We start from the raw sequence: 14090 nt of genomic DNA, 5'->3' as shown, positions 1-14090 counted from the left end.
CCCTCACCGCTCCCGGCCCTCCGCGGTGGCGTCGACCCGACGCAGGACCAGGCCGGCGAGTTCCGGAACGTCGGTGAGCGGATCCGCCGCCGCCACCGCGCCCGCCGCCCGGGCCGCCGCCACCACGCCGTCGTGGAACAGGCCCGGCGCCAGGAAATAGGCGGCCACCGCGACCCGTCGGGCACCCGCCGCCCGCAGCCTCGCCACCGCGCCGCCGGTCGCCGGTGGGGCCGCCGACGCGTACGACACCCGGCACGGCACGCCCAGCTCCGCGCCCAGCGCGGCGGCCACCCGACCCACCGAGCCGCGCGCCCGATGATCCCGGGTCCCCGCCGCGGCCAGCACCAGGGCGTCGAACCGACCGGGCTCGGCCTCGGCCAGCCGCCGGCGCAGCCCGGCCAGGAGCGCCGCGTCCACCACCCCGTCCGCCGGTCCCAGCACGTCGGTGATCCGGACGTCCATCGGAGACCCCGACTCCCGCGCGGCGACGACCGCCGCCGGAATATCGACCTTCCGATGGTACGCGGCGGTCAGCAGCAACGGGACCAGCACTGCCCGGGGATGTCCCGCGGCGGCGAGGTCACGCAGCACGCCGGCCGGGCCGGGGTCGGTGTGGTCCAGCCAGCTCGGCAGCACCGTGGTCCCCGGGCGAGCCGCCTCGACCGCCCGGGCCAGCGCGCGGGTCGCCTGGGCGGCGCGGGGATCACGGCTGCCGTGGGCGACCAGGACCACCGGGGCGGCCGCGACGACCGCCCCGGCGGCCGTCGAGGTCACCCGTGCAGGCCGCACTCGGTCTTCTCGAACATGGCCCACCGGCCGGCCCTCGGGTCCTCCCCCGCCCTGGTGCGGCGGGTGCAGGGCCAGCAGCCGATCGAGCCGTACCCCCGGGCGAACAGCTCGTTGACGGGGATGTCGTGACGGGAGATGTAGGCGTCCACGTCGCGCTGGGTCCAGGTGGCGATCGGGTTCACCTTGACCTTGCCGCGCCGGGCGTCGAAGGTCACCACCGGCGTGTTGGCCCGGGTCGGCGACTCGTCCCGGCGCAGCCCCGCCGCCCAGGCGTCGTACCCGGTCAGGGCGCGTTCCAACGGCTCGACCTTGCGCAGCTGGCAGCAGTCGTCCGGGGACCGGTTGAACAGCCGGGGGCCGTACTGGCCGTCCTGCTGCCCGACGGTCATCCGGGGGCGGATCGAGCGGACGTTCACCGGCAGCCGGCGGGCCACCTCGTCGCGGACCCGCAGCGTCTCCGGGAAGTGCAGCCCGGTGTCCAGGAAGACCACGTCGACGCCGGGTGCGACCCGGGAGACCAGGTGCGCGAGCACCCCGTCCGCCATGGAGCTGGTCACGCAGAACTGGTCGCCGAACGTCTCGGCGGCCCAGCGGGCGATCTCCAGCGCCGGGGCGCCCTCCAGCTCCCGGCCGGCCGTCTCGGCCAGCGCGCGCAGTTCCTCGGGGTCGCGGCGCGCCGGGTCGGCCGGCGTCGGTCCGCCGAGACCGACCAGGCCCAGGTTGGTCGCGGAAGCCAGACTCACCGGGCCACCCCCTTGCTGAGCAGACCGGTGAACTTCACGGTGAACACCCGGGCGCAGGCGTGGCACTCCCAGGCGCCGTGGCCGGCCTCGCTCGGCCGCAGGTCCTCCTCACCGCAGTACGGGCAGTACAGCGGCGCGGATCTGGCATCGCTCATCGGAGTTCCTCCTCGTCGACCCTGATCACCCAGTTGGCGAACGTCTCGCCTTCGGTCCGGCCGGCCAGGTAGCGGCGGGCCAGTCGTTCCACGTACTCGGGGAGCTCCTCGGCGGTGGTCTTCAGGCCGCGCAGCTTGCGGCCGAAGCCGGCGGTCTGCCCCTGGGCCATGCCGAGGCCGCCACCGAGATGCACCTGGAAGCCCTCCACCTGGCGGCCGTCCGGACCGACCACCAGCTGACCCTTCAGGCCGATGTCGGCGACCTGGGTCCGGGCGCAGGCGTTCGGGCAACCGTTGAGGTGGATGGAGATGTCCGCGTCGAAGTCGCGCAGCCGCTCCTCCAGCCGGGCCACCAGCTCCTCGCCGCGGGCCTTGGTCTCCACGATGGCCAGCTTGCAGAACTCGATGCCGGTGCAGGCCATGGTGCCGCGCCGCCAGGCCGACGGCCGGGCGTCCAGGCCGATCCGGCGCAGCGCCGCGACCAGGGCGTCCGTCCGCTCCGGCGCCACGTCGAGCACCAGCAGCTTCTGGTACGGGGTGAGCCGCACCCGGCCGCTGCCGTGCGCCTCGACGACGTCGGCCAGCTCGGCGAGCTGGCCACCGGAGACCCGCCCGACCACCGGGGCGGCGCCGACGTAGTTGCGCCCGTCGCGCTGCCGATGCACGCCGATGTGGTCGACCGGCTTGCTCGGCAGCTCCGGCGCCGGACCGTCGAGCAGCGTCCGGCCCAGGTATTCCTTTTCCAGCACCTCGCGGAACTTCGCCACGCCCCAGTCGGAAACCAGGAACTTCAGCCGGGCCCGGTTGCGCAGCCGGCGGTAGCCGTAGTCACGGAAGATGCCGACCACGCCGGCCCAGAGGTCCGGCACCTCGGCCAGCGGCACCCAGACACCGAGCCGCTGGGCCAGCATCGGATTGGTGGAGAGGCCGCCGCCGACCCAGACATCGAAGCCGGGGCCGTGCTCCGGGTGGTCCACGCCCAGGAACGCGACGTCGTTCGCCTCGTACGGGGTGTCCACCAGCCAGGAGATCGAGGTCTTGAACTTGCGGGGCAGGTTGGAGAACTGCTTGTCGCCCACGTACCGGCTGACGATCTCGTCGATCGCCGGGGTCGGGTCGACCAGTTCGGCCTCGGCCACCCCGGCGACCGGGCTGCCGAGCACGATGCGCGGGCAGTCGCCGCACGCCTCGGTGGTCTGCAGGCCGACCGCCTCCAGCCGGCGCCAGATCTCCGGCATGTCCTCCACCCGGATCCAGTGGAACTGGATGTTCTGCCGGTCGGTGATGTCGGCGGTGTCCCGGGCGAACTCCCGGGAGATCTCGGCGACCACCCGGAGCTGGGCCAGAGTGAGCTGGCCTCCGTCGACCCGGACCCGGAGCATGAAGAACTCGTCCTCCAGCTCGTGCGGCTCCAGCACGGCGGTACGCCCGCCGTCGATGCCGGCCTTGCGCTGGGTGTAGAGCCCCCACCAGCGGAACCGGCCGCGCAGGTCCTGCGGGTCGATGGAGGCGAAGCCCCGGTGGGCGTAGATGGTCTCGATCCGGGCCCGGACGTTCAGCGGGTCGTCGTCCTTCTTGATCCGCTCGTTGGCGTTGAGCGGCTCGCGGTGACCGAGCGCCCACTGCCCCTCCCCGCGCGGACGGCGGGGCACCCGGGCGGCGAGGGCCGCCGGGATCTCAGGCCGGGTCGGGGTGCTGCTGACCGCCATCGCGGCGTCCTCCGTTGTCTGCTGTGCCTGGACGCGGACGCGGCGGCCGGCCCCTGGGTAGGGCCGTGGACGGCGATGTCTTCGACGGCCGGCGCGGAACGCGCCCGAGACGGATGGGTCGGGCGTCGTCAGTTGGCCGGACAGATCGCGCTGCGCACGCGGCCGTAATCGACGTGGCGACGAGCCACGAAGCGGCGGACGACAGCGGCGGTCATGGGCCCATGCTTCCACAAGGCAGCGGGGCCGGCCAATGACCGCGGGTGTGATCCCACATCACGGACGGGCTTGATCTTCGGGTCTCCCCCGCTCGGCAGCGACGGACGGTGCGGTGTGGCACGCTCGGCGCGTGGGCAGAATGTCCGGAAGGTGGAGCTTCCCCGGATCGGCCGGTCTGCGGAGCGGGACTGGCCTGCCTGTCCGCGACGAGGCCACGCATCCTGCTGTCGGCGCCGGAACGGGCCACCGATGGGCCGGGCCGGTCTGGGTGATGCCGACGTTGCTCACGCTGGCCGTCGCGCTCGCCGGGATGAGCCGGGCGCAGTTGTGGCGGGACGAGTTGGCCACCTGGAGCGCGACCACCCGGCCGGTCGGCGACCTGGTCCGGCTGGCCGGCACCATCGACGCCGCGACCGGGCCGTACTACCTGCTCATGCACGGCTGGGTCACGGTGTTCGGCACCTCGACCACCGCCCTGCGGCTGCCCTCGGTGCTGGCCATGGCCGGGGCGGCCGGGCTGACCGCCGTGCTCGGGGCGCGACTGGCCGGAGCCCGGGCCGGACTGCTCGCCGGGCTGCTCTTCGCCGTCCTGCCCGGCACCTCCCGGTACGCCCAGGAGGCCCGCCCATACGCGCTGGCCACGTTCCTCGCCGTGCTCGCCACGCTGCTGCTGGTCGAGGCGCTGCGCCGCCCGTCGTGGGCCCGCTGGGCCGGCTACGCCGCCGCCGTCGCCGCGCTGGGCCTGACCCACCTGATCGCGCTCACCCTGCTCGCCGCGCACGCCGTCGCGGTGCTGCTGGTCCAGTGGCGCGACCCGACGGCCGCCGGCCTCGACGCTCCGTGGGAGGGGACCGCCCGGTCCGCGAACGACCGTCCCGGTGGCGACCGGCCGGCCGACGAACGACCGGACGGCGAACGACCCGGCAGCGCGGGACCGGACGGCGGGCGGCGGGCCCGGCGCCGGGTCCTGTGGCGGTGGCTGGTGGCGTTGGTGCCGGCGGTGCTGCTGGTCAGCCCGCTGGTGCTGGTGGCCCGGGGGCAGCGGTCCCGGCAGCTCGACTGGGTCGACCCGGCCCGGCTGACCGACCTGGCGGCGCTGCCCGGCGGGGTGGCGCAGAGCGGGGTGACGGGAGGCCTGCTGCTCGGACTCGCCGCGCTGGGCGCCGGACGGCTCGGCCGGCGGGCGCTGCTGCCGGTGGCCTGCGTGCTGCTGCCGGTGCTGCTGGTCTTCGCCGCCGGGCTGGTGGTGCCGCTGTGGGTGCCGCGCTACCTGGTCTTCACCGTGCCGTTCGGTTGCCTGCTGGCCGGTGCGGCGCTGGCCGGCGTACGGCCGGCGCCGGCGCTCGCCGTGGTCGCGCTGGCCGGGCTGGTCGGCCTGCCCGATCAGGCGGCACTGCGCCGTACCCACGAGTGGCCCCGCAGCGCGACGGTCGACTACCGGGGCGTGGCCCGGGTGATCGCCGACCATGAACAGCCCGGCGACACGATCGTCTTCTCCCCCCGGGACAGTTGGCTCTTCCTCGACCTCGGCACCGCGTACCACCTGGGGGCGCGGCAGCCCCGCGACGTGCTGGTGGTCCGCGACCAGCGGCAACGCGCGGACCTCTGGGCCGGCGAGTGCGACCGACCGGCGGAGTGCCTGGCCGGCGCCCGTCGGGTCTGGCTGGTGGTCGCCGGACGGCGGAGCGACCCGGTGGCGACCGTGCCGGGGGCCAAGGGGGCGGCGCTGCGGGACGGCTTCACCGTTCGCCAGGTCTGGCCGCGCCCCGGCCTGACGGTCGCCCTGCTCACCCGCTGACCCCCCGCCACGGCGCGGACCCGGGCCGGCGGGCGGACCGGGGCGGGCGGGGTCAGGGGGTGAGGCGGTCGGCGGAGCCGCGGGCGAGGGGGACGACCAGCACGGCCTCGGTGCCGCCGGCGGCGCCGTTGCGCAGCTCGATGGTGCCGCGCAGCTCGCCGGTCACCAGGGCCCGGACGATCTGCAGGCCGAGCTTGCCGCCGCGTTCGGCGTCGAACTGTTCGGGCAGGCCGCGCCCGTTGTCGGCGACGGAGACGTGCAGCTGTTTGCGGAACCGGTGTGCGGAGACGACCACCTCGGGCTTCCCGTCCCCCTCGACGACGGCCGCGGCGTCCTCCCCGGCGGGCGGGAATCCGTGCTCGACGGCGTTGAGCAGCAGCTCGTTGAGGACCATCACCAGCGAGGTGGCGATCTCGGCGGGCAGTACGCCGAAGCTGCCCTGGCGGCGCATGCCGACCGTCACCTCGGTCGCGGCGACCTCGGTTGCCGCGCTGGCCACCCGGTCGACGATGCCGTCGAACTCGACGGCCTCGTCGCTGGACATGGAGAGGGTCTCGTGGACCAGGGCGATCGAGGCGACCCGGCGGACCGACTCTTCCAGGGCGACCCGGGCCTCGGGCATGGACACCCGGCGGGCCTGCAGGCGCAGCAGCGCGGCCACGGTCTGGAGGTTGTTCTTCACCCGGTGGTGGATCTCCCGGATGGTGGCGTCCTTGGTGATCAGGGCGCGGTCCCGGCGGCGTACCTCGGTGATGTCGCGGACCAGCACCAGCGCGCCGATGGGTACGCCGGCCGGCATCAGCGGCAGCGCCCGGGTGAGCATGGTGGCGCCGCGGGCGTCGATCTCCCGCCGGGGTGGGGCGTCGCCGCGCAGCGCGGCGAGGATGGCGTTCGCCGCGTCGGTGCCTTCGAGCGGGTCGCCGGCGAGTCGGCTGTGCAGCTTGGCCAGGTCCTCCCCGACGAGGTGGGAGGCGTAGCCCAGCCGGCGGTACGCGGACTGCGCGTTGGGGCTGGCGTAGGTGACCTTGCCGTTGGCGTCGAGCCGGACGAGGCCGTCGCCGACGCGGGGCGCGGAGGTGGTCTCGCCGGGGTGCCGGGGCGGCGGGAAGGTGCCGTCGGCGATCATCTGGGCCAGGTCGTCGGCGGTGGTCAGGTAGTTCAGTTCGAGCTGGCTGGGCGTGCGGGCGGTGGAGAGGTTGGTGTCCCGGCCGACCACCGCGATGACCTCGCCGTTCTCTCCGTCGGCGGTGCGCAGCCGGACGGGGATCGCCTCGTGCCGGGCGGGCACGTCGCCGTACCAGACGGGGTCGCCCTCCCGCCAGATCCGGCCCTGCCGGTGGGCGACCTCCAGGTGGGCCACCTCGGGTCCGCCGACGATCCGCCCCACCTGGTCGTCCAGGTACGCGGTGGGGGCGGTCGTCGGGCGGACCTGGGCGACGCAGAGGAACGTCCCGTCGCCGTCCACCGGCACCCAGAGCAACAGGTCGGCGAAGGAGAGATCGGACAGCAGCTGCCAGTCCCCCGCGATCCGGTGCAGGTGGTCGATGTCGGCCGGGCGGAGCTGGGTGTGCTCCTCGGCGAGGTCGCGCAGCGTGGACACGAGACACAGCGTGCCACGCCGGAGGTCACATCGTGGAGGTGACCTTCTTCAGGCCGCGCGGGGCGTCCGGGTCTTCGCCCCGGGCCAGCGCCAGCGCGAGGGCGAGCCGCTGCAACGGGAGGATGTCCAGCAGCGGGGCGTACCGCTCGTCGACCTCGGGGACGGCCATCCGGGTGGCCCCTTCGACGTCGGCGGAGCCGACCACCACCACGTCGGCGCGGCGCTCGCCGAGCCGGGGCAGCACCTCCCCCATCGACCGTCCGCCGGGGCCGGAGCCGACGACGGCGAGCACCGGGACGTCCGGGTCGGTCATGGCCAGGGGGCCGTGCAGCAGGTCGGCGCCGGAGAAGGCGAGCGCCGGCAGGTACGAGGTCTCCATCAGCTTCAGCGCGGCCTCCCGGGCGGTCGGGTACGCGTAACCCCGGCCGGTGGTGACGAGCTGGGCGGCGAACCGGTAGCGCGGGGCGAGCTGGGCCGGGGTGGCGTCGGCGAGGGTGCGCTCGGCCAGCTCGGGCAGCCGCGCCAGGGCGGCCCGCTCCTCGGCGGGGAGCGCCCCGTCGCCGGCGCGTACCCCCTCGATCAGCATCAGCAGCGCGAGCAGCTCGGCGGTGTAGGTCTTGGTGGCGGCGACGGCCCGCTCGTGCCCGGCGGCGATGTCGACGGCGAGTTCGGCGGTCTCCACCAGCGGGGAGTCGGGCGCGTTGGTGACGGCGAGGGTGAGCGCGCCGGACGCCCGGGCGACCCGGAGCACCTCGGCCAGGTCGGGCGAGCCGCCGCTCTGGCTGACCCCGACGACCAGGGCGTCGGAGAGGTCGGGCCGGGCGCCGTAGACGGTGACCGCGCTCGGTGAGGCGAGGCCGGCGGGGAGGCCGAGGCGGATCTCGGTGAGGTACGCCGCGTAGAGGGCCGCGTGGTCGGAGGTGCCGCGGGCGGTGAAGACCACGTGCCGGGGGCGGCGCTCGGCGATCACCGCCGCCACCCGGGCGATGGGCCCGGCGTGCTCGGCGGAGAGCAGGCGGTCGTAGCCGGCGGGCTGCTCGTCGATGTCGGCGGCCATGCCGGCCCCTGGACGGGTCACGGAGAACTCCCCTCTGCGCGATTGTCGCGCAATCGGTGCTCAGTCTTGCATCTTTACGCCTAAACAAGCAACGTAACGAGCAGCATTGCGCAGTGGATCACCGAATCGACGCACCATCCCCTAGGCTTGCCCGGCCGGCGAACCGACTCAGGCGGAAGGACCACGTGCCCGACGGAACGGACGACTCCGCGCTCTCCGCGGAGGGGGAGCTCGCCCTCGCCCGGCTCGCGCTGGGCGACGGGGACCTCCAGCACGCCGCCGACCACGTCGCCGCCGCCCTCGGCCAGGCCCCCACGCTCCCCGAGGTGCACGAGACCCTGGCCCGGGTCGCCGCGGCCAGCGGCGGCGACCTGGACCTCTTCCCGCTGGGACACCACGCATTCGTCGGCGCGGTGGTGGCCCGCGCGCACCTGCTCGCCGCCGCCGGCCGCCCCGCCGAAGGACTCGACCTGCTGGCCGCGGCCACCGGCTACGCGCCCGCCGCCAACTGGGCGGGCGTGCCCTGGGTGACCGCCCCCGAACTGCCCGCACGCCTCGAACCCGAGCGCGCCGCCCGGATCCTCATGCAGATCTGCGCGGCGGTGCCCGACCCGGTGCCCCGGCGGTTGCGCGACCCGCTGCGGCCGTACCTCACGCTGGCCCGCAACGCGGTCACCGTGCATCCCGGCCACGCCCTGCTGCTGGGCGCGGCGTCCGCGCTGGCCCGGCGGATCGGCGAGGTCGCCCTCGCCGTCACCTGGGCCTCCCGCGGGGTACGCGCGGAGCCCAGCAAACTCGGCGAGGTCTGGCTCGGGTACGCGTACCGCAGCGCCGGCCGGACCCGCGACGCCCTGGCCGCGCTCGGCCGCGCGGTCGACCACGACCCCGACGACCTCGCCGTCTACGCCGACATCGCCGGTACGCTCGCCGACACCGGTCGGCTCGACGAGGCGCTCGGCTGGATCGACCGGGCGCTGGCCCGCGACCCCACCTTCGACTGTGCCGTGCACACCGCGCACCGGCTGCGCTTCCAGCGCGACGGCGACGTGGCGCACCTGGTGGCCCTCGCCGACTTCGTCCGGGACCACCCCGACGACAGCCACGAGCACGGCGACCTGGCCGAGTGCTGCCGCAGCCGCCCCTGGCTGGGCCAGGTCACCCCGGCCGGCGGGCCGATGCTGGACGCGCTGCGGCAGGCCCTCGCCGCCGAGGGCGCCGCCCGGCTCGCCGTACGGCTGGACGCGCTGGAGCCGCCGAGCGCGATGCGTACCGTCGCGGCGGCCGTGCCCGGCCTGAGCGTCGAGGTGGCCGAGGTGGCCGACCCGGACCCGCGCGAGCCTCGTCGCGCCACCACCTGCCAGCTCTGGCGGTACGACGGCACCACCGCCGCGCCCACCCTGCCGGTCCCGTCGCCGCAGGCGGCGGAACGCGTCCGGCAGCTCGCCCACCCGGCATGGCCGCACCCACCGGCCGCCTACGACGCCGCCGTCGGGCTGGCCACCCTGGAGCTGGCCGACCTGCTCAGCCTGCTGGTGCACCCGCCCGAGGCGCCGCCGACCGCGCTGGGCCGGGTGCTCGCCGGCCAGGACCCCTCGCTCTGGGTGCGCTGTGTGCAGGTCTGGGCCTGCCTCGGCCTGCTGCACCACCGCACCGACGAGCCGTGGGCGGAGTCCACCCGGCGGCGGGTCCTGCTGGAGCTGGTCTGGGGAGTCGAGGACTGGATCACCGAGGCGGCACTCTTCGCCCTGGTCACCGCCGCCTGGGTGGACCCCGCGGTACGCCCCGACGTGGCCCGGGTGGTGGCCGAACGCCTCGCCGACGTGGCCGACGTGGCCCGCGAACGCCGGGTGCCGATCGCCACCTCCGTGGCCCACCTGGCCCTCGCCACCCCGGACCTCGACGAGGCGACCACCGCCCTCGCCCACGAGCTGACCGCCGGCGCAGCACCGGGGCCGCGGCGGCGCGGACCGCTGGCGCGGCTCTGGCAGCGCCTGACCGCCCTCCTCCGCCGCTCCTGACCCGGCACCGCGCCCGCCACCCCCGCCCCCGCCCGCCCGGCCTCGCGCCTCGCGCCTCGCGCCTCGTCGAGCAAGATCGGCTCAGCTGCGGCAAGTCGCGGCATCAGCGGCCGTCGGCAGCCCGACGTGCGGCAAGCGGAGTCGATCAAGCGGCTGGGCCGGACGGGGTCAGCGTGACGGGAATGCGGCGCGGCCACGCCGTACCCGGGGACCGGGTCGGCGTGGCCGCGGGGCGTGCGTCAGGCGACCGTGGCCTTGCCCAGGGCGGTCTCGGCCTGCTCCTCCGGGGTGGCGTCCGCCGGCGGGGCGTCGTTGGTCGAGCGGAGCGGGACCTCCTTGATGAACCAGGCGAGCACCGGCACCGCGACGGTGAAGAGCACCGCCCAGAGGAAGACGTGCGAGATGGCGTCGGAGAGCCCGCCGAGCACCAACTCCCGAACCTGCGCCGGCAGCTCCTTGAGCTGCTCCAGGTTCATCCGGCCGCCCTCGCCGCCACCGCCGCTGAACGCGCCGCCGGCGGCCGACTCGGCGAGCCGGTTGGCGAAGATCGCGCCGAAGAGCGAGATGCCGAACGAACCGCCGATGGAGCGGAAGAAGGTGGCTCCGCCGCTCGCCGCGCCGAGGTCCTTCTGCTCGACGCTGTTCTGCGCGATCAGCATCGAGGTCTGCATCAGGAAGCCCATGCCCGCGCCGAGCACGACCATGTAGAGCGAGGACTCGGCCTTGCTGGTGTCCACGTCCAGCCGGCTGAGCAGGAGCATGCCGGCGGTCATCACCACGCCGCCGACGATCGGGAAGATCCGGTACCGGCCGGTCCTGGTGATCGCCCGGCCGACGACCAGGGAAACCACCAGCATGCCGAACATCAGCGGAAGCAGCAGCAGCCCGCTGTTGGTGGCCGAGGCGCCCTGCACGGTCTGCTGGTAGAGCGGCAGGAAGTTCATCGCGCCGAACATCGCGAAGCCGAGCAGGAAGCCGATCACCGAGATGAGGGCGAAGTTCCGGTTGGTGAAGAGGCCGAGCGGCAGGATCGGCTCGGCGGCGCGGCGCTCGACGAGGGCGAAGGCGACCAGCGCGACCGCGGCGAGGACGGCGAGGCCGAGGATCTGCGGGGAGGTCCAGTCGTACTCGTTGCCGCCCCAGGTGGTGACCAGCACGATCGCGGTGATGCCGACCGAGAGCAGCGCGGCGCCCAGCCAGTCGATCTTGTGCTCGGTGCGGTACTTGGGCAGATGCATGGTGGTGGCGAGGACGAGCAGCGCGACGCCGCCGAGCGGCAGGTTCACGTAGAACGCCCACCGCCAGGAGAGGTTGTCGGTGATGAAGCCGCCGACCAGCGGGCCGGCCACCATGGCGATGGCCATGATGCCGGCGATCATGCCCTGGTAGCGGCCGCGCTCGCGGGGCGGCACCAGGTCGCCGATGATCGCCATCACGCCGACCATCAGGCCACCGGCACCGAGACCCTGCACCGCACGGAACGCGATCAGCTCCACCATGCCGTCCCCGGAGCCGCCGAACATGGCGGAGCCGGCCATGCCGCAGAGCGCCGAGCCGATCAGGAAGATGACGACCGACGTGAGGAAGACCGCCTTGCGGCCGTAGAGGTCGCCGAGCTTGCCCCAGATCGGCGTGGAGACGGTGGTGCCGAGGACGTACGCGGTGACCACCCAGGTGAAGTGGTCGACGCCGCCGAACTCGCCGACGATCCGCGGCAGCGCGGTGCTGACGATCATGTTGTCGAGCATCGCGAGCATCATCGCGATCATGAGGCCGAAGAGCACGACCCGCACGTTGGGTCTCGCCGTCGCCTGGGTTTCCTGAGTCATGGGTAAGCTCCCCCGGAGATGTGTCGCACTTACTTGCCGCCCGGCTAGTCACCTTACTAGCCGCACGGTAAGTTGGACAGCAGAAAACCGTCAAGTGAGTTGGGTGGTACGGGTGAGGGAGAGCACAGGCGGCACGCGGCAACGCATCCAGGCCGTCGCCCTGGAGCTCTTCACCGAGCAGGGGTACGAGAAGACCTCGCTTCGGGAGATCGCCGAGCGGCTGGGCGTGACCAAGGCCGCCCTCTACTACCACTTCAAGAGCAAGGACGAGATCGTCAACAGCTTCGTCGAGGACCGGCTGCGCCGGATGGACGAGCTGATCGACTGGGCCAGGTCGCAGCCGCCCACGCTGGCCACCCGCCGCGCGCTGATCACCCAGTACGCCGACGCCATGTTCAGCAGCGAGCTGCCCTCGGTGATGCGCTTCTTCGAGCAGAACCAGACCGTGCTCAAGAGCCTCAGCGCCGGGTTGCAGATGCGGGACCGGATGATGCGCCTGGCCGACGAGCTGTGCCGGGGCGACGACTCGCCGGCCGCCCAGCTGCGCGCCGCGCTGACCCTGTTCGCCGTGCACAGCAGCTGGTTCGCGGTGCGCGCGCCGAACATGACCGACGAGGAGCGGAAAAAGGTCGCCCTCGAGGTCGCCGACGAGCTGCTGGCGAGGATCGACGTGGCCGGCTGACCGGAGCGCGGCGAGCGGCCGGCTGACCGCAACGCGTGCCCCGGCCGCGCCGGCGCGTCAGTTCCGGCCGGTCAGATCCAGGCGCAGACCGAGCAGGTCCACCCCCGGCAGCGGGGACCAGTCCTTCTCCGGCACCCGGACGAAGCCCATCCGCTCGTAGAGCCGGTGCGCCGCGACGGCCATGCCGCTGCGTACGCAGATCACCACCGCCGAGCAGCCCAGCTCGGCCGCCCTGGCCACGCAGGCGCGGACCAGCGCCGCCCCGGCGCCACGACCCTGCGCGGCCGGGTCGACCGCGAGCATCCGGAACTCCGCCTCACCCGGGCCGGAGAGCTCGGCGTACGGGGTGCCGGCCAGCACGAAGGTCACCGCCCCGAGCACCTCGCCGGTGGCCCCGTCGACGGCGACCAGCACCTCGCCGGTCTCCGCCCGGGTGGCCACGTCGGCGAGCACCACGGCGTACCCGTTCTCGCCCTTGAGCTGCCCGTCGGCTTCGTAGGCGGCAACCGTCAGCCGGGCCACCGCCGGGTGGTCGGCCGGGTCGGCCCGACGGACGGTGAGGCCGGTCAACCGATCACCGCGATCAGGTCGCCGTCCTGCACGACGTCGCCCTCGTTGACGGCCATCTGCTGGACGACGCCGTCCGACTCGGCGATCACCGGGATCTCCATCTTCATCGACTCCAGGATCACCAGCGTGTCCCCCTCGGACACGGTGTCCCCGGCCGACGCGACGACCTTCCAGACGTTCGCCACCATCTCGGCGCGGATCTCCTCGGCCATGACGGCCCTCCCTCTCCACCGGTGTTCCTGCGAACGGTATCCAATCATGACCCGGGTCACCGGCGGAGGCGGAGCGGCCGCAACGCCGCTTTCGGCCCCGCCGGAGCACGGGCGACGCCGCCCGCACTAGCATCAGCTCGTCGGACCCCGGACGCCCGGAGGACCGGTACGCGACCTCCGCCGCGCTCGCCCGCGGTCGGACCGTGACCAGCACAAGGAGGCAGAGCATGGCGAAGAAGGCCCGGAAGAAGAAGGCCCGGAAGAAGAGCGGCGCGAACCACGGCAAGCGCCCCAACTCCTGATCGTCGGCGGGCGCCCGCCCGCCTCGAGGATCAGCAGCTCCCCCGGCCGCAGGCCGGGACACACCGGTGGCCCGGGTCGAATTCGACCCGGGCCACCGGTGTTGATCAGCGCAGTGCGGCGCTCAGTCCGCCAGCTCGCGGGACTCGGTGCTCTCGAAGACCACCAGCTCGGTGAGGCGTATCCGCAGCCGCTCCCGCAGCTGCTCGGGCGCGGTCTCGTTGCCGCAGCAACGCGCGACCAGCGCCTTCACCTCCTGCTCGATGCCGTACTCGCGCAGGCAGTGCCCGCACTCGTCGAGGTGGTGCCGGATCAGCATCCGGCGCTCGTCCGCGCACTCCAGGTCCAGGTAGAGGTAGACCTCCGCGAGCACCTCGCGGCAGTCCGTCTCGTGCGGCTCTCCACAGCTCAC

General features: G+C 74.1%; 14 protein-coding genes. 4 read left to right on the top strand and 10 right to left on the bottom strand.

The window, feature by feature from the left end:
- Positions 1-3: 3 nt before the first annotated feature.
- From OG799_RS34100 to OG799_RS34085, 4 genes are read right to left on the bottom strand one after another with little or no spacing between them, the layout of a single operon-like run.
- Positions 4-789, bottom strand: a complete 786-nt coding sequence (locus OG799_RS34100; protein ID WP_406041228.1) for a sirohydrochlorin chelatase — start codon at positions 787-789, stop codon at positions 4-6.
- Positions 771-1532 carry a phosphoadenylyl-sulfate reductase gene (locus OG799_RS34095; protein WP_406041226.1) on the bottom strand — a complete coding sequence of 254 codons (762 nt, stop codon included), beginning with the start codon at positions 1530-1532 and terminating at the stop codon, positions 771-773. Before OG799_RS34095 ends, OG799_RS34100 begins: the two co-directional genes overlap by 19 nt.
- Entirely contained in the window at positions 1529-1687 is a 159-nt protein-coding gene (locus tag OG799_RS34090; protein WP_172875817.1) for an IS1 family transposase, read from the bottom strand. The genes OG799_RS34095 and OG799_RS34090 overlap by 4 nt, the downstream gene beginning before the upstream one ends.
- Positions 1684-3396, bottom strand: coding sequence for a nitrite/sulfite reductase (locus tag OG799_RS34085; protein ID WP_406041223.1), 1713 nt, complete (start codon positions 3394-3396; stop codon positions 1684-1686). Before OG799_RS34085 ends, OG799_RS34090 begins: the two co-directional genes overlap by 4 nt.
- A gap of 487 nt (positions 3397-3883) precedes the next feature.
- On the opposite strand from OG799_RS34085, the gene OG799_RS34080 reads away from it, so the two are divergent.
- Complete coding sequence (locus OG799_RS34080) at positions 3884-5410, top strand: glycosyltransferase family 39 protein (RefSeq protein WP_406041221.1); 1527 nt, start codon at positions 3884-3886, stop codon at positions 5408-5410.
- A 52-nt stretch (positions 5411-5462) separates the two neighbouring features.
- Here the strand turns inward: OG799_RS34080 and OG799_RS34075 are convergent, their stop codons facing one another.
- Positions 5463-7010, bottom strand: a complete 1548-nt coding sequence (locus tag OG799_RS34075) for a histidine kinase N-terminal domain-containing protein (RefSeq protein ID WP_406041219.1) — start codon at positions 7008-7010, stop codon at positions 5463-5465.
- 25 nt (positions 7011-7035) lie between these two features.
- Positions 7036-8067, bottom strand: coding sequence for an SIS domain-containing protein (locus OG799_RS34070; RefSeq protein ID WP_406046485.1), 1032 nt, complete (start codon positions 8065-8067; stop codon positions 7036-7038).
- A gap of 185 nt (positions 8068-8252) precedes the next feature.
- Here OG799_RS34070 and OG799_RS34065 point away from each other — a divergent pair, with 185 nt between their 5' ends.
- Positions 8253-10085: a tetratricopeptide repeat protein gene (locus OG799_RS34065; protein ID WP_406041217.1), complete on the top strand. Its 1833-nt coding sequence runs from the start codon at positions 8253-8255 to the stop codon at positions 10083-10085.
- A gap of 239 nt (positions 10086-10324) precedes the next feature.
- Here the strand turns inward: OG799_RS34065 and OG799_RS34060 are convergent, their stop codons facing one another.
- A complete protein-coding gene (locus OG799_RS34060) occupies positions 10325-11914 on the bottom strand; it encodes an MDR family MFS transporter (RefSeq protein WP_406041215.1) in 1590 nt (529 codons plus the stop codon).
- 112 nt (positions 11915-12026) lie between these two features.
- On the opposite strand from OG799_RS34060, the gene OG799_RS34055 reads away from it, so the two are divergent.
- Positions 12027-12596 (top strand): TetR/AcrR family transcriptional regulator, encoded by a 570-nt coding sequence (locus OG799_RS34055; RefSeq protein WP_406041213.1) that lies wholly within the window; start codon positions 12027-12029, stop codon positions 12594-12596.
- 57 nt (positions 12597-12653) lie between these two features.
- Here the strand turns inward: OG799_RS34055 and OG799_RS34050 are convergent, their stop codons facing one another.
- Together OG799_RS34050 and OG799_RS34045 are read right to left on the bottom strand one after the other, a co-directional pair.
- Positions 12654-13166, bottom strand: a complete 513-nt coding sequence (locus tag OG799_RS34050) for a GNAT family N-acetyltransferase (protein WP_406041211.1) — start codon at positions 13164-13166, stop codon at positions 12654-12656.
- Positions 13163-13378 (bottom strand): biotin/lipoyl-binding carrier protein, encoded by a 216-nt coding sequence (locus OG799_RS34045; RefSeq protein ID WP_130339681.1) that lies wholly within the window; start codon positions 13376-13378, stop codon positions 13163-13165. Before OG799_RS34045 ends, OG799_RS34050 begins: the two co-directional genes overlap by 4 nt.
- 227 nt (positions 13379-13605) lie before the next feature.
- On the opposite strand from OG799_RS34045, the gene OG799_RS34040 reads away from it, so the two are divergent.
- Positions 13606-13680 carry a 50S ribosomal protein bL37 gene (locus OG799_RS34040; protein ID WP_369700219.1) on the top strand — a complete coding sequence of 25 codons (75 nt, stop codon included), beginning with the start codon at positions 13606-13608 and terminating at the stop codon, positions 13678-13680.
- Positions 13681-13802: 122 nt separating this feature from the next.
- On the opposite strand, the gene rsrA is transcribed toward OG799_RS34040, so the two are convergent.
- Positions 13803-14090 carry a mycothiol system anti-sigma-R factor gene (gene rsrA, locus OG799_RS34035; protein ID WP_406041208.1) on the bottom strand — a complete coding sequence of 96 codons (288 nt, stop codon included), beginning with the start codon at positions 14088-14090 and terminating at the stop codon, positions 13803-13805.

Origin of the sequence: Micromonospora sp. NBC_00898 (assembly GCF_045207895.1) — a bacterium.
Taxonomy (GTDB): Bacteria; Actinomycetota; Actinomycetes; order Mycobacteriales; family Micromonosporaceae; genus Micromonospora.
Note: the sequence above shows the minus strand (reverse complement) of the source record. Positions and strands in the feature narration are given on the sequence as shown.